Source organism: Leptolyngbya sp. UWPOB_LEPTO1 (assembly GCF_017302695.1).
Lineage (GTDB): Bacteria > Cyanobacteriota > Cyanobacteriia > Leptolyngbyales > Leptolyngbyaceae > Leptolyngbya > Leptolyngbya boryana.
Genome location: NZ_JAFLCJ010000014.1, coordinates 46,264 through 66,385, shown reverse-complemented (window position 1 = coordinate 66,385; position 20,122 = coordinate 46,264). Strand labels below are relative to the sequence as shown.

Genomic DNA, 20,122 nt, shown 5'->3' with positions numbered 1-20,122 from the left:
GCGATTGGGGATGATTTGCCCCCTAAATCCCCCAAAATGGGGAACTTTGAAGCGTTAAAACTGGATTGATTGAAGAAATAAGCTTTTAGAAAGCTTTCTCACGAAGCGTGCTCACGAAATCGAATCAGTTACTGTTCTCAAAGTCCCCCATACATGGGGGATTTAGGGAGCAGAAGTTGCTCCAAACGCAGCAAAAGACTATTTGTTCCAGGGAGCGCCGATTAAGCCCCAGGTTGGACTATTCAGCGCCATATCCATATCGCGAGCGAAGATCGCGAAACCATCGTAACCGTGATATGGGCCAGAGTAGTCCCAGGAGTGCATTTGACGGAAAGGAAGTGCCATCTTTTGGAAGACATACTTCTCTTTAATTCCAGAAGCAACCAAGTCAGGCTTCATTTCCTTGATGAATTCCTCAAACTCAAAGGCAGAAACGTCATCATAGATCAGTGTGCCATCTTCGATATAGTGCGTCGTGCGTTTGTAGTCATCGTTGTGACCAAACTCATATCCAGTTCCGATCAATCTCATTCCGAGATCATAGAAAGCAGGAACAACGTGACGAGGACGCAGACCGCCAACCATCAGAGCAACGGTTTTACCTTCCAAACGAGGACGATACTTGGCGATCACTTCTTCTGTCTGGGCTTGGTACTTGGCGATGACTTCTTCTGCTTTTGCTTGAATGGTTTCGTCAAACTTAGCAGCAATTTCGCGCAACGATTTTGCAATCTGAGTCGGCCCGAAGAAGTTGTATTCCAACCAGGGAATACCATACGTTTCTTCCATGTGACGACTGATGTAGTTCATCGATCGATAACAGTGAACCAAATTTAATTTCACAGTCGGCGTATTGATCAACTCGTTGATAGTGCCATCGCCTGACCATTGTGCAACGACTCGCAAGCCAATTTCTTCCAGCAGAATCCGGCTCGACCAAGCATCTCCACCAATGTTGTAGTCCCCAATGATTGCTACATCATATTGAGTGGGATCAACATCGATCGTGCCATCTTTTTTCGCTTTATCGGTTCTGGGGAAAATCCAGTCCCGTACAGCATCGTTTGCAATATGGTGACCCAACGATTGAGAAACGCCTCGGAAGCCTTCACACCGAACTGGAACCACTGCTTTATTAATTTCTTTTGCGGATTTCTTAGCAACAGCTTCAATATCATCTCCAATCAAACCAATTGGACATTCAGATTGAATGGAAATCCCGCGATTGAGAGGAAACAGTTCTTCGAGTTCTGTGATCAGTTTTGCCAGCTTTTTGTCACCACCGAATACAATGTCGCGTTCTTGGAAGTCGGAGGTAAATTGCATGGTTCCGAAGGTATCAATTCCGGTTGTACCAATGTAGTAGTTCCGACGACCAGACCAGGAATAGTAGCCGCAACCAACCGGGCCGTGGCTAATGTGAATCATGTCCTTGATTGGGCCCCAAACCACACCCTTCGAGCCTGCATATGCACACCCACGGGTGGTCATGGAACCAGGTAAGGATTTGATGTTGGATTTAACGCCGCAATCGGGTTTGCCTTCTTGGTAGACGTTGAGGTGTTTTTCCCGTTTTTTGCGTCCTTTTTCAGGGTATGCCTCTAGAACGTCTTTGATTAGTTCTTTGGGGTCAACAGCAGGAGCTTCGTTTTCTAGGGTTACAGATTCCGGAGGAGTCATAGGTGTGCCTCGCTGAGAGTGCTGAAGGTTGTGGAATGGGTGAGAGAGAGTAGGGAGTGGGGAGGTGGGGGAGTGAGGGAGTGGGGAGTAGGGGAAGTTTCCCCAATTCCCCTACTTCTAAGTCCTACGCGCCAGCTTTCGCTAGGTCTTGCTTGATCGCTTTTTCGTACTCTTCGTCGCCGCCTAACAGACCGAATTCGACCAAGAGGTCTTCTAATTCGTCCATCGAGATCGGAGTCGGAATCGTGAGATTCGTGTTGTCTTTGATCTTGCGAGCTAGGGTTGCGTATTCTTGTGCTTGAGCGCTGTCAGGAGCGTACTCGTTCACGGTCATCCGGCGCAGTTCTGCGTGTTGGACGATGTTGTCGCGAGGGACAAAGTGAATCATTTGAGTGTTCAGACGTTGTGCCAAGGTTTCGATCAATTCGATTTCTCGATCGACCTTACGGCTGTTACAGATCAGACCGCCCAAACGTACACCACCGGAGTGAGCGTACTTCAGAATGCCTCGTGCAATGTTGTTTGCAGCATACATTGCCATCATTTCACCGGAAGTCACAATGTAGATTTCTTGTGCTTTACCTTCGCGAATTGGCATTGCGAAACCGCCGCATACAACGTCACCTAGTACGTCATACGATACGAAATCGAGATCTTCATAAGCACCGTTTTCTTCAAGGAAGTTGATTGCGGTGATGATGCCTCGACCTGCACAGCCGACACCGGGTTCTGGACCACCGGATTCTACACATTTAACATCGCGATAGCCAGTCAATAGCACTTCTTCGAGTTCGAGGTCTTCAACTGCGCCGCGTTCTGCTGCTAAGTGCAGAATGGTGGTTTGTGCTTTACTGTGCAACATCAAGCGGGTGGAATCTGCTTTTGGGTCGCATCCTACAATCATGATGCGTTCGCCCATTTCTGCTAAAGCTGCGATCGTGTTCTGCGAAGTGGTGGATTTACCGATACCGCCTTTGCCGTAGAACGCTATCTGTCTAATATTTTCGTCAGACATGAGAATGGATCTCCTTTGAATTAGGTGTGTGGTTTGTCAATTCAGGTTGTCGGTGGGGGGGTAGAGACGTTCCAATCAAAACTGTTGAATCGAAACGTCTCACTCTCTCGTTTACGGAGGTGGCGATCGTTCGCCCCAGGGCAGAGATTTTTTTAAATTCATTAGGACATTAGGTAGGAACGTTACACCGCTTGTACAACAAGGGTGGGAAGGACTCGAAGACGCAACTTAGCTTCGACGGCATCTTTGAGCGTGGCAGTACTGCTTGCACAAGATCCACAAGCTCCTTTGAGCGTTACTTTGACGAAATCGCCATCGACATCGTAAAGTTCAACATCGCCACCATCTGCAATCAAGACGGGTCGAACTTCTTCGTCGAGCACTTTTTGAATCAGTGCAATTTTCTGAACATTGGTCAGAGGTTTACGGGTCTGTGCCTCGGAGATTTCAGCCGCAATTCTGGCAGCCGTAGTTTCTTTCTCATCGATCACCGCAGTGATGATATCTTCAATGCCTGCAAGACAAGAACCACAGCCGCCGCCTGCTTTGACATAGCTTGTTACCTGTTCTACTGTCGTCAGTCCGTTCTCAATTACGACTCGACGAATCTTCGGTTCGCTAATGCCAAAGCAACTACAAATCAATGCGCCTTCATCTTCTTCGTGGTGTTCGACTTCGATACCACGATACTTGAAGATGGCAGCTTCTAATGCTTCCTGTCCCATGACAGAACAGTGCATTTTCGCTTCTGGCAGTCCACCTAAGAATGCTGCAATGTCTTGGTTACTGACATTTAATGCTTCATCTAAGGTAAGACCTTTGACCATCTCGGTTAAGGCAGAAGAAGAAGCGATCGCGCTAGTACATCCAAAGGTTTGAAACCGCGAATCGAGAATCTTATCGCTTTCGACTTCGATTTTGAGGTGAAGTCTCAATGCATCGCCACAAGCAATGCTGCCAACTTCGCCATAGACTACAGCAATTCCTTCTTGATTCGGGTCTTCGATCGTGCCTTGATTTTGTGGATTGTAGAACAGATCCAGAACTTTGTCGGTGTATTCCCACATAGCTTTATCTCACTGAAAGGGTTATTTACTGGTAGCAACTGCTTCTTCTCTACCTTGGAGCCATTCTGCTTGGTCGCTATTGAATGGGGAGAGGGCACGAAGTCGATCGATGATTTGGGGCATGAGTTCGAGAACGCGATCGACATCTGCATCTGTATTGAAGCGAGACAGACTAAAGCGAATCGAACCATGCAGAATGGTGTAAGGTAAGCCCATTGCTCTGAGAACGTGCGAGGGTTCAAGTGAACCAGAAGTACAGGCAGACCCAGAAGATGCACAAATCCCGTATTGATCCAGTGAGAGGAGAATCGCTTCACCTTCGATATACTTGAAGCCAATGTTGGTTGTATTGGGCAATCGCTCTGTGCCGCCACCATTGACTTCGATTTCTGGAATCGTTTTGAGCAAAGTTTTCTCTAAGCGATCGCGCAATTTTTTCTCTTGTTTGACATTCGGCAAATGTTCAAGGGCGAGTTCTGCTGCTTTACCCAAGGCAATTAAACCCGGAACGTTTTCAGTTCCGGCTCTGCGTCCGCGCTCTTGGTGTCCGCCGAGTAGGAAAGGACGGAATCGGAAACCTTTGCGGATGTACAATGCGCCGATGCCTTTTGGAGCGTGGAGCTTGTGACCGGAGATTGTGAGCAGATCAATCGTGCTGTCCTGCATGTTGAGTGGAATTTTTCCAGCCACTTGCACTGCATCGACATGCATCGTCGCACCATATTCTTTGGCGATCGCTCCTGCTTGTTCGACGGGGAAGATCACTCCGGTTTCATTGTTCGCATACATCATGGACACAAGCGCAGTATTGCCCGTCATGGATGCTTCTAACTCCATCATGTCCACTTGACCTTTGCGGCTGACAGAGAGATAAGTAACCGTGTAACCTTGTTTTTCGAGTTGCTTGTAAACGTTGAGAACGGCGGGATGTTCAACTTGAGTCGTAATGATATGTTTGCGCTCAGGTTGAGCGGCGAGTGCCGCGCGAATTGCAGTATTGTTTCCTTCAGTGCCGCAGCTATTAAACACGACTTCAGATTCTTCTGAGTTAAAGAGTGCTGCAACTTGAGCGCGAGCAGTTTTGACAGCTTTTCCGACTTGCCCTCCAAAGCGGTGCATCGAAGAGGGATTGCCGTAGTACTGAGTTAGATAAGGCAGCATTGCCTCAACAACCTGTGGATCAACCTGGGTGGTTGCGTTGTTATCTAGATAAATGCAGGTTTGCATTGCGAGTCCCCGAATGATGAGAGAGCAAGGTGGAAAGTCTTTCTGAATAGCGATCGAACCAGTTTTGCCAGTAAGGGCTATGATTCGGGTCATGGAGATGACAGACTAAACGTTCATACGTTGCGAACCATTTTCTCCAGTACTCATCTGAGTGAAAGAGCGCTCTATGAGTGACTACGGAAGTCGTACCAGGAACACATCCGTAATTAGTCGGGCAGGTTGCTGCACATTGGGCGACGGAGTATGAGTCAGCGCAATTGTTACAGCGATTAGGATCGATCCAATGATGCGTTCCATCATATTGAATGGCTCCTGTCGAGCAAACTGGTAAACAATGATTGCATCCGATACATTGGCTGGTAATCGTGTAGCTCATGGCTTGACTCCCGATTTGCGATAGGCGGATCACCCGATGCTGAGCGAATGAATTCGGGACTCGATAGACAAAGTGTGTGTCTGTACACGGGCAGGAGAAAAGTAGGAGCTAGTCTGCCTGCGTGAGTTTTGTCTGTACAAGGCGCGACTTCATTCGCTCACCTCGTTTGTCTGCTAACTAACCTGTGCCGTCATGAACTCGTCGTAAAACTCTCGCGCAACTTTTTCAATCACGTCGTAAGCTTCTACAACTTGCAGTCCCGCTTTCTTTAACTCTTCTTGAGGACAGCCTCCAATTTTTGATGCGAGAACTGCCTTACAATCTGCGATCGCTTGAATCACATGATCCAACGTTGCTTCTTCGCCGTATCCACCTTGGCAATACTGATCGATCTTGCGGTGTCCAACAAACTTAGCTTCGTTTGCATCCACTTCAAAGATCTGAAACTCTTTCGCATGACCAAAGTGTTGGTTCACAATGCCACCACCTTTAGTCGCGACTGCAACCAAGATTTTCGGACTGTTCTTCACTCGCTCACTCGGCTTCACTTTTGCTTTCGCAAGCTTGATCTCTTCTTTGAACTGAGCAATGCCTGCATGGACTTCCTGCCGGGTCTCTAAGTCATACTCAGATTCCATTTCCATGAACTTATCTTTGGTGAATTCCTGCGATCGATCTTCACCGAGTAAGCCGACTGCATCTGCACGACATTGACGGCAGTGACGCATCATTTTCATGTTGCTATCTGCACATTCATCTTGCAGGGCTTTTAGCTCTTTAGGATTCGGTCCACGTTGACCTGTTAAACCAAAGTGTGTGCCATGCTCTGGAGCTGAAATCAGAGGCATGATGTTGTGTAAGAAGGCTCCATTTTGGCGGATCACTTGGTCAACTTCAACTAAGTGTTTGTCGTTGATTCCAGGAATCATAACCGAGTTGACTTTGCAGAGAATGTCCGCCTCTCTCAGTGCTTGTAAGCCTTCCATTTGCCGCTCATGCAGGATACGAGCAGCTTCTAAACCTTTGTAGCGTCTGCGGCGATAGTGAACCCAAGGATAGATTTTCGTGCCGATCTCAGGATCAACCATGTTAATCGTGATCGTCACGTGATCAACATTGAGGGCTTTAATGCGATCGACATGATCTGGCAACATCAATCCATTAGTAGACAAGCATAATTTAATGTCAGGAGCTTTGTCTGCAATCAGATCAAAGGTGCGGAATGTCTTGTCTGGATTAGCCAATGGATCGCCAGGGCCAGCGATTCCTAAGACCGTCATTTGCGGAATCTTACCAGCAATCACCAGCACTTTGTGTGCTGCTTCTTCTGGTGTGAGCAATTCACTCACCACACCGGGTCGGCTTTCATTCGCGCAGTCGTATTTACGATTGCAGTAGTTACATTGAATGTTACAAGCGGGCGCTACAGCAACGTGCATCCGAGCATAGTGATGATGGGCTTCTTCGCTATAGCAGGGGTGCTTTTCGATTCGTTCTCTCAGGCGGTCATCCATTGTGGGGGTAGCATTTGGGTTACTGCTGCAACCACAGCTACTATCGGATGATTTGGGCTGGGGGTTATTCGGATCGGTAGACTTATTAATGGTCAGATCGGTAACGGGTGTTGTAAGCAATGCCGAGGGTGGTGGTGTCATTGAATTTCGGAATAGTCAGTGGACATCGCCACCTGTGGAGGAGTTTACACAGTCACAGTCTAAGGAATGAAAGTCGCTTCTGTTGAGATTGCAAGACTTGTCTAAACAAGTAATAAACCCTAGTTAAGTTAAGGGAGCTGTTTTAGTGAGCAATCCAGACAAAAGCGACTTCATGGTTGGACGGGGACATGGTGTTATCACTTTGCTCCACACACGTCTGCTTCAAGTTAGGAACGGTATAAATCTCAGTTCCAGGTAGAAGCTTCAGTGATTGGTGTTGTGGAAGTTATAGCAGCCAGGTTTTTCTGCATCGTTTGGCTGAGCGCTGATAGGATTTATTGAAATAATTAGAGATGTACTCAACTGCTGAAACCCCGATTTGTAGAGGAGAAAAAATTATTTTGGGGTGCAGGGTGCGAGTATTTTTAACAGAGGGATTGAGTATTAAAGGGGCGGGGGTTGGGTTTTTCTGTACTCTAGTTGAATCCTTGAATTAATTAGGTTTCAAGGATTTTTGAGTTGGTTTTTTGATGAATTAACCTGTACTCAACTCTTGAGTTTTCAGTCACTTTAGGCGGGGTTAGAAACTGGAGTAACCGAAGTGTGGTTACTCCAGACAATTCCGAAATTCAAATCTGTATCTAAAATATCACTTTTTTGAATTCAGCGATCGACTTAATAATTTTTTAATGTTCTATATATAGTGAAAAATATCAGTTGCGCATAGCAATAATTGCGAACCGCAATACTGTTAAGCAGTTTTCGTTTCTATTGCTGGAGAATGACTGATCCAGTTCTTCAAGGATTGCAAATGACCTCTAGCAATTTGCGATCGAACACTTGCTTTTTCAAAACTATCAGAATAGAATTCAAACCGTAACCACAGATACAGAAAATCTCGTTTTGCCTCAAACTTCCTCAGCTTGAGTACAGTTGAGTACAGGCAAATTTGTGGCAGAATTTGAACTAGAAATAAGCTGAATAGCTTGCTAGGTAAGGAATAGAAGCTTAGACAAATTGAGTGTAGAAATACTCATCCTTATTCCCATAAATACTAGAGCTAGCCCTGAAAAAAGCTAGTCCCTTCACCCTAAAGAAATTTCAAATTGCTTGTACATCAGACTTTGCAAGCTGAGTACATTGCTAATAAGTTCAATAAATCCTATTCAGAGCGATCTCCGAATCAGCATTTTGCCTGCCTGTTATAAGCAAAGCAGACCAGGCACACATAGCTTTAATTCCCTCTTGAGAAGCGATGCTCCAGCCCTTAGTTCTCCCCAAACGCTCTTTTAATCCCTTTCCCTCTTTTCTCAGGAACGGCTTGCAAACGCTCCAGGCTGACTTTCAAATCATCTTTGAACGTGATCCTGCGGCGCGTCACTGGTTAGAAGTCTTGGTGTGCTACCCAGGCTTACACGCTCTCGCCTCTCACCGTTTAGCTCACTGGCTTCATCGTTGTGGTGTTCCATTCTTTCCGCGCTTTATTTCTTTTCTGACTCGTTTTCTGACCGGAATCGAAATTCATCCCGGTGCAACGATCGGTCAAGCAGTCTTTATTGATCATGGCATGGGAGTGGTGATCGGCGAAACTGCGATCGTGGGTGACTATACTTTGATCTATCAAGGAGTCACGCTCGGCGGAACTGGGAAAGAGACTGGAAAGCGTCATCCGACTCTCGGGCAGCATGTTGTCGTTGGGGCGGGTGCGAAAGTACTCGGGAACATTACAGTCGGTGATCATGTGCGAGTTGGGGCAGGCTCGATTGTCCTTCGAGATGTTCCTTCAGCCTGTACCGTTGTGGGCATTCCTGGTCGGAATATCTGTCGGGGCTGTAATAAGACCTTTCAGCCGCTTGAACATCATCAATTGCCTGATGCACAAGCAGTTGTCATTCGGAATTTATACGATCGCATCGAACAGCTTGAGGAGCAACTGCAATCGCTCCGCCCTACCCTCACCAATTCCTAACCCTTCAAATCTATGTTTCAGCACACTCGAAGTCCTAGCATCACGGCTGCTCAGGTCGTCAACATTTCCCGAACCGATCGCTGGCGAATCTATCATCGCTTACAAGAATTAAGGATACCTGCTTGGTGTCCAGAGGATGGCTCACTTTGGGTCGAAGTAGATGATGCGATCGCTGCTTTTTTAGTTCGGAGTACAGTTCAGCAATTTGCCGCATCCCGGAGTGAATTGCTCGGATGGTTAGAGCGATGCTGGATGGAAAGTGTGTAAGACGAGTTTAGATGAAACGAGATTTCAACCATCAAGTCCACCTTATAAGTAAGGGAGTAAAACAATGACAGCAACGCTCGTTCAGTCCTTTGGTCAAGTCGCAGAGAATCCAGTTGGTTTTGGGCAGGATGTAACCGTTCCAATCTGTGAAGGTTTGAATATTGCATTAGCAAGTTTTCAGGCACTTTATCTGCAATATCAGAAGCACCATTTTGTTGTAGAAGGTGCTGAATTCTACTCATTACACGAGTTTTTCAATGAAGGTTACGATGCTGCTGCGGGATATGTGCATCAGATTGGCGAGCGGCTGAATGGACTCGGCGGAACTCCTGCCGCAACGTTCTCTAAATTAGCCGAACTGTGCTGCTTTACTCCTGAGCCGGATGGAATCTTCTCGGCTCGGCAGATGGTCAGCAACGACTTGCAGGCAGAGCAGGCAATTATCAATGTTCTGCGCCGTCAGGCGGCTCAGGCTGAAAGTGTTGGCGATCGCGCAACTCGATATCTGTATGAGCAGATGTTGCTTGCTACAGAGGATCGAGCGTTTCATTTAGCTCACTTCTTAGCTGAAGATAGCTTGACATTTGCGTTCACTCGATAGGTCTTATGGCTTTGGCAACCCCTAAATTCTCGAAGGTTTGGGAGTTTAGGGGGCGAATCTTCAAACTGACGAAAAAACCTATTCCTAATCACCTCACCATGACGTTGTCCTATGACTGCAACACACCCGTCTCCTCAAAGCCCAAAAGGTCTGCCTGACCTCCTCCTACCTTTGCGCCGCTTGATCAATAACTTCACGATTCGCAGTTACAGAGTTGCACATCTTATCTGTAAGGTGGTTCCCTGTGCTTGTCCTTTCGAGCGTGATGTGACTCTATTCGGGCGAACTTTTCACATTCCAGCGCTTTGTAAGCTCAATCCTCTTTATAACGAAGTCGTTTTACTTCGCTTCCGAGCACTGAGCTACTTAACGGATATTTGCGAAGAAGATGTTGCACAGTATCTTTGCTAACAGTATCTCTGCTAGTTGAACCACCTCACTAAATTACAAGGGCTTGAGCCATGAGAATGACCCAAGGCAAGATCAACGAACTATTGAGTGAAACGGGTTGTGAACACAACCACAAAAAAGACCAAAAAAAGAATAAGTCATGCACTCAAGTCGCTCAGCCCGGAGCCGCTCAGGGAGGATGTGCTTTTGATGGAGCCATGATTGCTCTCGTTCCGATCGCAGATGTTGCCCATCTGGTTCATGGCCCGATTGCCTGTGCGGGCAATTCTTGGGGCAGTCGAGGCAGTCTTTCTTCAGGAGAGACGCTCTACAAGATGGGCTTTACCACTGATATTACTGAAAATGATGTCATTTTTGGAGGAGAGAAACGGCTGTATAAAGCGATCGCTGAAGTTCAACAACGCTACCAACCTGCTGCCGTCTTCGTCTATTCGACTTGTGTGACTGCACTGATCGGAGATGACCTAGATGCAGTGTGTCAGAAAGCGGCTGAAAAGTTCGGCGTTCCAGTTGTGCCTGTCAATTCACCTGGATTTGTTGGCAGTAAGAACTTAGGCAATCGGATCGGTGGTGAATCTCTGCTTGACTATGTTGTTGGTACAGGTGAGCCAGAATATACTACGCCTTACGACATTAACTTAATCGGTGAGTATAACATTGCAGGTGAGATGTGGGGCGTGCTTCCACTCTTTGAAAAGCTTGGAATTCGAGTGCTTGCTAAGATTACCGGAGATGCCCGGTATAAAGAAATTACCTACGCACATCGAGCCAAGCTCAATGTCATGATCTGCTCAAAAGCATTGATCAATATGGGGAGAAAGATGGAGGAACGCTATGGCATTCCTTACATTGAAGAATCTTTCTACGGTATTGCTGATATGAATCGATGCTTACGCAACATTGCAGCCAAGATCGGAGATGCGAACCTTCAAGAGCGAGTCGAATTACTAATCGCTGATGAAACTGCGAAATTAGATGAAGCTCTAGCACCTTATCGAGCACGCCTCAAAGGTAAGCGAGTTGTGCTTTACACAGGTGGCGTGAAAAGTTGGTCAATCATTTCCGCAGCAAAAGATTTAGGCATGGAAGTGATGGCAACCAGTACGAAGAAAAGTACTGAAGAAGATAAATCTAAAATTAAGGAATTGCTAGGCAAAGACGGCATCATGCTAGAAAAAGGCAATGCTCAGGAATTACTCCGAGTGATTGCTCAGACAAAAGCAGACATGCTGATTGCAGGCGGACGAAATCAGTACACCGCTTTGAAAGCTCGAATTCCTTTTTTAGATATCAACCAAGAGCGTCATCATCCTTATGCAGGCTATGTCGGCATGATCGAGATGGCGAGAGAAATTGACGAAGCTCTGCATAGTCCTGTTTGGCAACAAGTCCGTCAACCTGCTCCCTGGGAAACTCAACGATTGGAGGTTTTGTAATGGCTGTAATCACGACTCCTAAAAAATCTGTAGCGGTAAATCCATTAAAGCAAAGTCAGCCGCTTGGAGCCGCGCTAGCTTATTTGGGGCTGAAAGGTGTAATGCCGCTATTTCATGGCTCTCAAGGCTGTACAGCATTTGCAAAAGTGATGCTCGTTCGTCACTACCGGGAAGCAATCCCGCTCTCAACGACAGCAATGACTGAAGTGAGTACGGTTCTGGGTGGTGAAGACAATGTTGAACAAGCAATTTTGACTTTAGTTGAGAAATCTAAGCCGAGCATCATTGGACTCTGTACCACTGGGCTGACCGAGACTCGCGGGGATGATATGGATGGGATTCTGAAAAACATTCGCAAGCGTCATCCAGAGCTGTTTGATTTGCCGATCGTATTCACCTCGACTCCTGACTATAAAGGTGCATTACAAGACGGATATGCGGCAGCAGTAGAAAGCATTGTGACTGAACTTCCGCAACCGGGAGAAGTGCGATCAGATCAAGTGAATCTCTTAGTGAGTTCTGCCTTTACTCCAGGTGATGTGCAAGAAATCAAAGATATGATCACAGCATTTGGGCTGACTCCGATCGTGGTTCCTGATCTCTCTGCGTCTTTGGATGGACATTTAGACGACTCTTATGGCGCTGTAACTGGCGGTGGCACGACGCTTGCCGAATTGCGCGAAATGGGCAGTTCTGTCTTTACTTTGGCAGTCGGAGACAGTATGACGAAAGCCGCGGAAATTCTGCAAGAGCGATTTGACATTCCGTTTGAAGTGTTCGATCGCTTAACTGGATTAGGTGTCGTCGATGAATTTATTCAATGCTTAGCAGATTTGAGCGGGGCTGAAGTGCCTGCGAAGTTCTCTCATCAGCGTCGGCAATTACAGGATGCGATGTTAGATACGCACTTCTACTTTGGGCGGAAAAAAGTCGCGATCGCATTAGAGCCTGATTTGCTCTGGTCTACAGCACAGTTCTTAGAGTCAATGGGCTGTGAAATTCAAGCGGCTGTCACGACGACAAAATCGCCCTTGTTAGAACAGCTGGCAATCGATTCAGTCACGATTGGCGACTTAGAAGATTTTGAGCAGTTAGCCGTTGGGGCAGATTTGCTCATCACCAATTCGCATGGAAAAGCGGTGTCGAAGCGGTTAGGAATTCCATTGTATCGACAAGGATTTCCGATCTTCGATCGCTTAGGGAATGGGCAGTTTAGCAAAGTTGGCTATCAAGGCACAACGCAGCTATTGTTCAACATTGGAAACTTGCTTTTAGAAGTAGAAGAAGCACATGCTGCTGGCGCGTAGTAGCTTTAGTAAATTTTAGGAGTGATCATCATGAAGATTGCTTTTACAACCCAAGATCAAGTTCACATCAATGCTCATTTTGGCTCAGCCAGTAAGATTGATGTGTATGAGATTTCGGCAGATGGATATGAGTTTGTTGAGACGTTGAGATTTGGGGGTGACCTCAAAGAAGACGGTAATGAAGACAAACTTGCTCCCAAAGTAGAAGCCCTAGCAGATTGCACGATCGTTTATGTTTCATCGATTGGTGGCAGTGCGGCAGCCCGACTGATTAAGAAGCGCATTACCCCTGTCAAAGCAAAGTCAGAAGAAGAAGAAATTAACGATGTGCTGACCCGGTTGGTGCAAACGTTGAAAGGCAATCCACCACCGTGGTTACGCAAAGCACTCCAGCAAAAATCACAATCATTTGAAGAACTTGAAGCAGAGGAAGCAATTGTATGAGCGTTACAGAAGTTGAATCGACATTTGAAGTCGCAAGTAGTCCATTTTTGAAAGCGATCGTCAATCAAATCCGCGCCAATGATTCGTATGGAACTTATCGCGCTTGGAGTGATGAGTTGCTCCTGAAGCCCTATGTGGTCACCAAGGCACAAAAGCGTGAGATCTCGGTCGATGGCGAGGTTGACCCGATTACGAAAGGAAGAATTTTAGCGTTCTATCGCGCGATCGCAACTCGTGTGGAAGAAGAAACGGGGCAGCTTTGCCAAGTTGTGATTGATCTAAGTCATGAAGGCTTTGGCTGGGCATTAGTTTTCTGTGGTCGGTTGCTTGTCGTTGCTAGAACCTTGCGGGATGCTCAACGATTTGGATTTGACACGCTCGAAAAGACTGCCCTAGAAGGCGAAAAGATTGTCCAGAATGGCGTGAACGCAATTCAAAAATTCCCTGATGCAGCGAAAGGATAGAGCGATGCCAACGACGACCAGCGTTGAAGAACTCAAGACGCAAATCAAACGCCTCAATAGCAAAGCAGGTCAAATGAAAATGGACTTGCACGATCTCGCTGAAGGGTTGCCAACTGATTATGAAACCTTAATCGAAGTCGCAACTTCAACTTATGAGATTTTTCGAGAAATCCATGATCTCAAGCAACAGTTAAAGCAACAGGAGCAAGCAAAATGACGACGTTAACGCTGGCTGAGTTTAAGCACATTACTGATGCTGAGGCATATTTTGAGTTTTTTCAGCTACCTTATGATGCCAAGGTTGTAAATGTGAATCGGTTACACATTCTGAAAAAGCTCTCGCAGTTTATGGCAGAAATTGATGCAAATTTCCCAGAGATTGATGATGCAGAGCGTTTGGCACAGTATCGAGATGCTTTGATTCAAGCTTATGAAACGTTCCTGACAACTTCACCCTTGGAAACGAAACTGTTCAAGGTTTTCAATGAAAAACCGAAAGGCGTTGTCATGTTGTCGGAGCTTTCAGCAGATTGAAGCTTTGCTGAGTGTGATCTCTCTGCCTTTCTAATCCAGATGCATTCAGAGGGATCATAAGTAGATCGGTGCAATTCACTTGAAGATAGTTGCTGCGTTTGTGTCTCGCCCTGAACTGGAAGTTCGGGCTAACTGTGCGAAGTGGGTTGAAACCCACTGAAGAAGACGTTGAGATTAGCTGTTAGTTCAGTTCAGTAGAAGACGTTGAGATTGGCTGTTAGTCCGGTTCAGTGGACTGCGCACGGTTAGCCCCGAATTCATTCCGGGGCGGGTGAGCAACGAAGCGAGAGGACTCGCCGAACTGATATTGAATCACGCCCATCTACTTACTTCTCTAGCCCAATAGATTTGATCCTCCCTAACCCTTGCCCTGTCCTTTTTGAATCTGAAGGTAACTGATCGTGTTAGACCTAACCCCTACAGAACTAGAACGCTATCGCCGTCAGATGATGCTTCCCGGCTTTGATGAAGATGCACAGCGACGACTGAAATCATTTACAGCATTAGTCACTGGAGTCGGCGGACTGGGAGGTACAGCAGCTCTGTACCTAGCAGTTGCAGGCATTGGAAAACTCATTTTAGTTCGTGGGGGTGAGTTGCGACTCGATGATATGAATCGCCAAGTTCTCATGACGCATGACACTGTGGGACAACCGCGAGTGTTCAAAGCAAAAGAAACTTTGGAGAAAATCAATCCCGATGTCGAAGTCGAAGCAGTGTTCGACTATATTACTCCGGACAATGTGGATCACTTAGTTCGATCGACGGATATCACCCTGGATTGCGCTCACAATTTTGCAGAACGGGACTTGTTAAACGAAGCTTGTGTGAGATACCGGAAGCCGATGGTAGAAGCGGCGATGGATGGCATGGAAGCTTATTTGACAACCATTTTGCCGGGGCAAACAGGCTGTCTTACCTGTTTGTTTCCAGAAAAGCCAGAGTGGGATCGGCGCGGCTTTGCGGTCGTGGGTGCAGTCTCTGGGACGTTAGCTTGTTTAGCAGCATTAGAAGCGATCAAGCTGATAACGGGGTTCGAGAAGCCTTTGGTATCTGAACTGTTGACGATGAATTTAGGACGATTAGAGTTTGCGAAGCGTCGGATTTATCGCGATCCGCATTGCCCTGTCTGTGGCAATCATGCACCTTGGCGGCAGCACGTTAGCCGATCGTTGGAGTCACAACTTCGAGATTTAGATGTGCGATCGCATTTTCAACTTGTCTAGACCGATTTAGAACAATGAGGAGAATATTCATGACGGTTACTTTGACGGAAAGAGCAGAACTTCGCCTACGTGCATTCTTGCAAGGTACAGCAAATCCTTCGGATACAAAAGGCATTCGAGTTGGGGTATCAGATGGGGGCTGTAGTGGCTATCAGTACACGCTGGACATTGCGAATGAGCCGAAACCCGATGATGTGATTGAGCAGCAAGGGCGAGTCAAAATCTATATCGATCCACAGGCTGCTGCTTTGATTAATGGAGTCGTGGTTGATTTTGTAGAAGGTTTGATGGATAGCGGATTTAAGTTTAGTAATCCGAATGCGACAGATACTTGCGGGTGTGGACAATCTTTCCAAGCAGGAGATTGCACTCCGGCAGCGGTTCCTTGTAGTTAACTCACTCGATCTCCCGATATCGCGAGAGCAATTCGGCGAGATCTAAAAAACAATCGAAGTACTACTCTCTCAGAGGTTCAAATTATGGCTACTTACCAAGTTCGACTGATCAACAAAAAGCGCAACCTCGACATCACACTTCCTGTCGATGAAGATACGACAGTTTTAGAAGCTGCGGAAGATGCAGAACTTGACTTGCCGTTCTCTTGCCATTCCGGAGCATGTTCAAGCTGTGTTGGCAAAGTTGTCGAAGGAGAAATTAACCAAGACGATCAAACCTTCCTCGATGAGGAACAAGTTGCTAAAGGGTTTGTCTTGCTCTGTGTAACTTATCCTCGCACTGATTGCACGATTCGTACTCATCAAGAAGCTTACCTAGTTTAGTAGAGGACAGAAGAATGACAGGATTTACGATCGAAGGTTCCTCACTCAAGCTTCTAAAGCCTCAAGAACAAGGAGTTGTGAGTCGAATTGATAGTTCAAGAGGCGATTTTGTAGCTCAGAAATTACGATCGATGAACATCACTTTGGGAACAAGAGTGACCGTTGAACAGCGATCACCTCGATTTCTTCTGAGAGTTGGAGCGGATCAAGTCGCACTCAGCGATCCGCTTCAAGAAGCAATTTATGTTCGGCTCAATCGATAATCTAGCTTACGAGGAGAACACAGTGGCAACTTTAACGAATGTGACGTTTGGTGGAACGGCTTGGATACCGCAGTTTGTACAATCCATCAATCAGACAAAATGTATTGGCTGTGGTCGATGTTTTAAAGCTTGTGGTCGTGATGTCCTAGCACTCAAAGCTCTGAATGACGAGGGAGAATGGGTCGAGGATGAAGACGATGAAGAGATCGAACGTAAGGTAATGACGATCGCGAATCGCGATAAATGTATTGGTTGCGAAGCTTGTTCGCGGGTTTGTCCGAAGAACTGCTACACCCACGAATCTCTGAATTAATTGTATCAACCGCATCAGCTTGCCCAATTGTACTCAGCTAAGCTCTGAATTCATTATCTTTCTAGTAGGAGTGAGTTTATGCAGATCAGTGCTCGTAATTCCCTAAAAGGAACAGTTAAACAGGTAGTTCCAGGAGCAATCAATACAGAGATTGTAATTGAGATTGCACCCGGAGTTGAAGTCGTTTCAGTGATTACGAAATCCTCAGCCGAGGGCTTAGCTTTAGACATTGGAAAAGCAGTGTATGCTGTGGTTAAATCTTCAGATGTAATGGTTGCGATTGATTAGAGTTGATTGATCCTTTATCGCTTCAATGATTCTTTAGCTAGTTTTAATCTTTTGAACTGTCTCATAGATCCTTCAGCATGGGATAGGGAATTGAAAGTCTTTCAGCCTACCTAGATTAAGTGGATTGTAGATTGAGCTGATTTTTCGAGAAAAATTTTGCTCTATATTTTCTAGTCAACGAATTGAGGTTCAAGAGTTAAAGAATCATTGAAATTCAGTGATCAATCAAAGATACTCTTTAAACATGTTCTATGACTTCGCCATGAATAGAAGACGATTCTTTGCTTTTGCATCGCTACTTCTGCTGTCCTGCACGATTGTAGTAGGTTGCCAATCCAAGCCTGCTGTACAAACTCCGACCACTATTACTGTTTCAGCAGCAGCAGATCTGAAATATGCCTTTCAAGACTTGGCAACGCAGTGGGAACAGGAGACCGGAAATAAAGTTGCCTTGAACTTTGGATCGACCGGGCAACTTGCTCAACAAATTGAGCGAGGAGCTTCACCCGATTTATTCGCAGCAGCCAATAAATCATTCATTGAAGCATTAGACCAAAAAGGATTAATTCAGTCAGAGACAAAATTACTGTATGGTCGAGGTCGGCTTGTCATCTGGACGAAGCCAAATCGGGAATTAGCACTCAAAGATTTAAAAGATCTGACGCGTCCTGAAATTCAACGTATTGCGATCGCCAATCCGAACCACGCACCTTACGGAATTGCTGCTCAGCAAGCATTAGAATCAATTGGGATTTGGCAAGAAATTCAACCGAAATTAGTATTAGCAGAAAATATTCGTCAAGCACAGCAATATGCTGAAACGGGCAATGTTGATGTTGCACTCGTTGCTCTTTCTTTGAGTGTGCATAAATCCGGAAAATGGCAACTGATTCCTGAAGAGTTGCACAAACCACTTGACCAAATGATGGCAGTGCCCAAACGTGCTCAACATCCAGGACTAGGGCAAGAGTTTGCAAAATTCATTGATAGTCAAAAAGGAAGACCAACCATGCAAAAATATGGCTTCGTTCTACCCGGTGAAAAAATCGCAGCAGAATGAACCTCTCCCCTTATCTCTTATCAATTCAAGTCACGATCGTCGCAACTCTCCTAATTTTAATGGTTGGATTAGGTGCGGCGATCGTTCTTGCACGAGTTCGATTTCCAGGTGAAACGATTGTTTCGACAATTCTCAATTTGCCGTTAGTTCTCCCTCCGAGTGTTGTCGGGTTTTATCTACTCATGGCATTCGGTCGAGGTAGTCCACTTTATGAATGGTTCGGGATTGATATTCTATTTACTTGGCAGGCTGCCGCGATCGCATCTGCAATCGTTGCGTTGCCGTTGATGATTGAATCGTCTCGATCGGCGATCGCATCGATTCATCCTGAGCTTGAAGCCGTTGCTCGAACTTTGGGATCTTCGGAATTAGAAGTCTTATGGCGTGTGACCCTACCGATGGCGAAACCTGGAATTCTAGCAGGCTTTATCTTATCGGTAGCAAGAGCAATGGGAGAATTTGGAGCCACCTTAATGGTTGCAGCAAGTATCCCAGGACGGACGCAAACGTTACCTTTAGCGATTTATGATGCGGTGCAAAATCAAGAATACGATCGCGCACATCAAATGGTTGCAGTGATGACCTTGTGGACATTTTTCTTGCTGCTCTGGGCACGTCGATTAGAACATTCAAACCGGAGATCTCGCTATGCCGTTGTTCGTAAACATCCAAAAACAACTAACGAGCTATCCGCTTAAGATTGCTTTTGATCTAGACCAGAACACACTGGGAATTTTGGGGGGTTCTGGCTCTGGTAAAAGCATGACGCTGCGCTGTATTGCGGGAATCGAAACACCCGATCAAGGGCGAATTGTCTTGAACGATCGCGTGTTATTTGATTCTAAGCGGGGGATTAATGTTCCGATTCGCGATCGCCGAGTCGGATTTGTGTTTCAGAACTATGCTTTATTTCCCCATTTAACCGTAGCGCAGAACATTGTTTATGGATTGCAGCATTTGAAACGAACAGACCAGCGATCGAGATTAGCAGAACAGATGGAGAAACTCCATTTACAAGGGCTTGAGGATCGCTATCCGCAGCAAATTTCTGGAGGACAACAGCAACGAGTTGCATTAGCGCGAGCATTAGCAATCGAGCCAGAAATCTTGATTTTAGATGAGCCTTTTTCGGCATTAGATACTTATCTGCGAAGTCATTTACAAGAGCAGCTAGCAGAAGCATTAGCAACCTATTCGGGTACGACATTATTTGTGACGCATAACTTAGAAGAAGTGTATGGAATCTGCCAGAAGATTTTAGTCGTCTCAGATGGAAAGCAAATGGCGTACGATCGCAAAGAGGCAATCTTCGATCGACCAGAAACTTACACAGTGGCACAAATTACAGGATGTAAGAACTTTTCTCAGGCGCATCAGATTAGCGCGACTCGGATTGAAGCGCGTGAGTGGGGATGCCAATTAGATGTGGTGGAGCCGATTCCAGATGACTTTGCTTGTGTAGGCATTCGTGCCCATCATTTGACGTTTTCAGATGACGCGAATCAGATGAATACGTTTCCTTGCTGGGTAACAAAAACACGGGAAACGCCGCATCGAACAACGATTTATCTCAAGTTAAACAGCCCGCCCCTGCATCCTATGGACTATCATGTGCAGGCAGAAGTCTTTAAGGAGCGATGGGTGATGGTGAAGGATCAGCCGTTGCCTTGGTTCGTGCATCTTGACCCGTTGCGATTGTTTATGATGCGCTCTCACGACGTTGGGGGCGGCTAGGTTAAA

General features: G+C 46.2%; 25 protein-coding genes. 19 read left to right on the top strand and 6 right to left on the bottom strand.

Features of this window, described 5'->3' with window-relative positions; all coding sequences use genetic code 11:
* Positions 1-198: 198 nt before the first annotated feature.
* The 6 genes from nifD to nifB all read right to left on the bottom strand — a co-directional run bounded on the left by nifD (position 199) and on the right by nifB (position 7,020).
* Complete coding sequence (gene nifD / locus J0L70_RS20240) at positions 199-1,680, bottom strand: nitrogenase molybdenum-iron protein alpha chain (protein WP_287455677.1); 1,482 nt, start codon at positions 1,678-1,680, stop codon at positions 199-201.
* A gap of 124 nt (positions 1,681-1,804) precedes the next feature.
* Positions 1,805-2,695: a nitrogenase iron protein gene (nifH, locus tag J0L70_RS20235; protein ID WP_017289029.1), complete on the bottom strand. Its 891-nt coding sequence runs from the start codon at positions 2,693-2,695 to the stop codon at positions 1,805-1,807.
* 182 nt (positions 2,696-2,877) lie between these two features.
* On the bottom strand, positions 2,878-3,762 hold the full coding sequence (gene nifU, locus J0L70_RS20230; RefSeq protein ID WP_287455676.1) for a Fe-S cluster assembly protein NifU: 885 nt from the start codon (positions 3,760-3,762) through the stop codon (positions 2,878-2,880).
* 21 nt (positions 3,763-3,783) lie between these two features.
* A complete protein-coding gene (gene nifS, locus J0L70_RS20225) occupies positions 3,784-5,082 on the bottom strand; it encodes a cysteine desulfurase NifS (RefSeq protein WP_287455675.1) in 1,299 nt (432 codons plus the stop codon).
* On the bottom strand, positions 4,964-5,365 hold the full coding sequence (locus J0L70_RS32145) for a DUF362 domain-containing protein (RefSeq protein WP_071596173.1): 402 nt from the start codon (positions 5,363-5,365) through the stop codon (positions 4,964-4,966). Before J0L70_RS32145 ends, nifS begins: the two co-directional genes overlap by 119 nt.
* Before the next feature lie 173 nt (positions 5,366-5,538).
* The gene (gene nifB / locus J0L70_RS20215) at positions 5,539-7,020 is read right to left on the bottom strand and encodes a nitrogenase cofactor biosynthesis protein NifB (RefSeq protein WP_026148745.1); all 1,482 of its coding nucleotides are present in this window, start codon (positions 7,018-7,020) and stop codon (positions 5,539-5,541) included.
* 1,255 nt (positions 7,021-8,275) lie between these two features.
* Between nifB and cysE the strand changes: the two genes are divergently transcribed.
* From cysE to J0L70_RS20120, 19 genes are all read left to right on the top strand, one after another.
* Positions 8,276-8,989, top strand: coding sequence for a serine O-acetyltransferase (cysE, locus tag J0L70_RS20210; RefSeq protein ID WP_017289025.1), 714 nt, complete (start codon positions 8,276-8,278; stop codon positions 8,987-8,989).
* A 12-nt stretch (positions 8,990-9,001) separates the two neighbouring features.
* The gene (locus J0L70_RS20205; RefSeq protein WP_287455674.1) at positions 9,002-9,256 is read left to right on the top strand and encodes an Asr1405/Asl0597 family protein; all 255 of its coding nucleotides are present in this window, start codon (positions 9,002-9,004) and stop codon (positions 9,254-9,256) included.
* Positions 9,257-9,320: 64 nt separating this feature from the next.
* A complete protein-coding gene (gene dpsA, locus J0L70_RS20200; RefSeq protein ID WP_017289023.1) occupies positions 9,321-9,857 on the top strand; it encodes a DNA starvation/stress protection protein DpsA in 537 nt (178 codons plus the stop codon).
* A gap of 111 nt (positions 9,858-9,968) precedes the next feature.
* Positions 9,969-10,268: a Mo-dependent nitrogenase C-terminal domain-containing protein gene (locus tag J0L70_RS20195; RefSeq protein WP_190653241.1), complete on the top strand. Its 300-nt coding sequence runs from the start codon at positions 9,969-9,971 to the stop codon at positions 10,266-10,268.
* Between the two features lie 50 nt (positions 10,269-10,318).
* Positions 10,319-11,704, top strand: a complete 1,386-nt coding sequence (gene nifE, locus J0L70_RS20190) for a nitrogenase iron-molybdenum cofactor biosynthesis protein NifE (protein WP_036044710.1) — start codon at positions 10,319-10,321, stop codon at positions 11,702-11,704.
* Positions 11,704-13,011: a nitrogenase iron-molybdenum cofactor biosynthesis protein NifN gene (gene nifN, locus J0L70_RS20185; protein WP_287455673.1), complete on the top strand. Its 1,308-nt coding sequence runs from the start codon at positions 11,704-11,706 to the stop codon at positions 13,009-13,011. Before nifE ends, nifN begins: the two co-directional genes overlap by 1 nt.
* Before the next feature lie 30 nt (positions 13,012-13,041).
* Positions 13,042-13,455: a nitrogen fixation protein NifX gene (gene nifX / locus J0L70_RS20180; RefSeq protein ID WP_017289019.1), complete on the top strand. Its 414-nt coding sequence runs from the start codon at positions 13,042-13,044 to the stop codon at positions 13,453-13,455.
* On the top strand, positions 13,452-13,919 hold the full coding sequence (locus J0L70_RS20175) for a NifX-associated nitrogen fixation protein (RefSeq protein ID WP_017289018.1): 468 nt from the start codon (positions 13,452-13,454) through the stop codon (positions 13,917-13,919). The genes nifX and J0L70_RS20175 overlap by 4 nt, the downstream gene beginning before the upstream one ends.
* 4 nt (positions 13,920-13,923) lie before the next feature.
* Positions 13,924-14,136: a CCE_0567 family metalloprotein gene (locus J0L70_RS20170; protein ID WP_026148744.1), complete on the top strand. Its 213-nt coding sequence runs from the start codon at positions 13,924-13,926 to the stop codon at positions 14,134-14,136.
* Entirely contained in the window at positions 14,133-14,453 is a 321-nt protein-coding gene (nifW, locus tag J0L70_RS20165) for a nitrogenase-stabilizing/protective protein NifW (RefSeq protein ID WP_287455672.1), read from the top strand. Before J0L70_RS20170 ends, nifW begins: the two co-directional genes overlap by 4 nt.
* A 401-nt stretch (positions 14,454-14,854) precedes the next feature.
* The gene (locus tag J0L70_RS20160) at positions 14,855-15,679 is read left to right on the top strand and encodes a HesA/MoeB/ThiF family protein (RefSeq protein WP_017289015.1); all 825 of its coding nucleotides are present in this window, start codon (positions 14,855-14,857) and stop codon (positions 15,677-15,679) included.
* A gap of 29 nt (positions 15,680-15,708) precedes the next feature.
* Complete coding sequence (locus J0L70_RS20155) at positions 15,709-16,074, top strand: iron-sulfur cluster assembly accessory protein (RefSeq protein WP_190653238.1); 366 nt, start codon at positions 15,709-15,711, stop codon at positions 16,072-16,074.
* Between the two features lie 84 nt (positions 16,075-16,158).
* Positions 16,159-16,458, top strand: a complete 300-nt coding sequence (gene fdxH / locus J0L70_RS20150; RefSeq protein WP_287455671.1) for a ferredoxin FdxH — start codon at positions 16,159-16,161, stop codon at positions 16,456-16,458.
* Between the two features lie 14 nt (positions 16,459-16,472).
* Positions 16,473-16,721 (top strand): FeoA family protein, encoded by a 249-nt coding sequence (locus tag J0L70_RS20145; RefSeq protein WP_190653237.1) that lies wholly within the window; start codon positions 16,473-16,475, stop codon positions 16,719-16,721.
* Between the two features lie 22 nt (positions 16,722-16,743).
* Positions 16,744-17,034, top strand: coding sequence for a ferredoxin III, nif-specific (gene fdxB / locus J0L70_RS20140; protein ID WP_026148743.1), 291 nt, complete (start codon positions 16,744-16,746; stop codon positions 17,032-17,034).
* A gap of 78 nt (positions 17,035-17,112) precedes the next feature.
* On the top strand, positions 17,113-17,322 hold the full coding sequence (locus tag J0L70_RS20135) for a TOBE domain-containing protein (protein ID WP_017289010.1): 210 nt from the start codon (positions 17,113-17,115) through the stop codon (positions 17,320-17,322).
* A gap of 262 nt (positions 17,323-17,584) precedes the next feature.
* Positions 17,585-18,382: a molybdate ABC transporter substrate-binding protein gene (gene modA, locus J0L70_RS20130; RefSeq protein ID WP_287455670.1), complete on the top strand. Its 798-nt coding sequence runs from the start codon at positions 17,585-17,587 to the stop codon at positions 18,380-18,382.
* Positions 18,379-19,080 (top strand): molybdate ABC transporter permease subunit, encoded by a 702-nt coding sequence (gene modB / locus J0L70_RS20125; RefSeq protein ID WP_017289008.1) that lies wholly within the window; start codon positions 18,379-18,381, stop codon positions 19,078-19,080. Before modA ends, modB begins: the two co-directional genes overlap by 4 nt.
* Positions 19,031-20,116, top strand: a complete 1,086-nt coding sequence (locus tag J0L70_RS20120) for a sulfate/molybdate ABC transporter ATP-binding protein (RefSeq protein ID WP_287455669.1) — start codon at positions 19,031-19,033, stop codon at positions 20,114-20,116. The genes modB and J0L70_RS20120 overlap by 50 nt, the downstream gene beginning before the upstream one ends.
* The last annotated feature ends 6 nt before the right edge of the window (positions 20,117-20,122 follow it).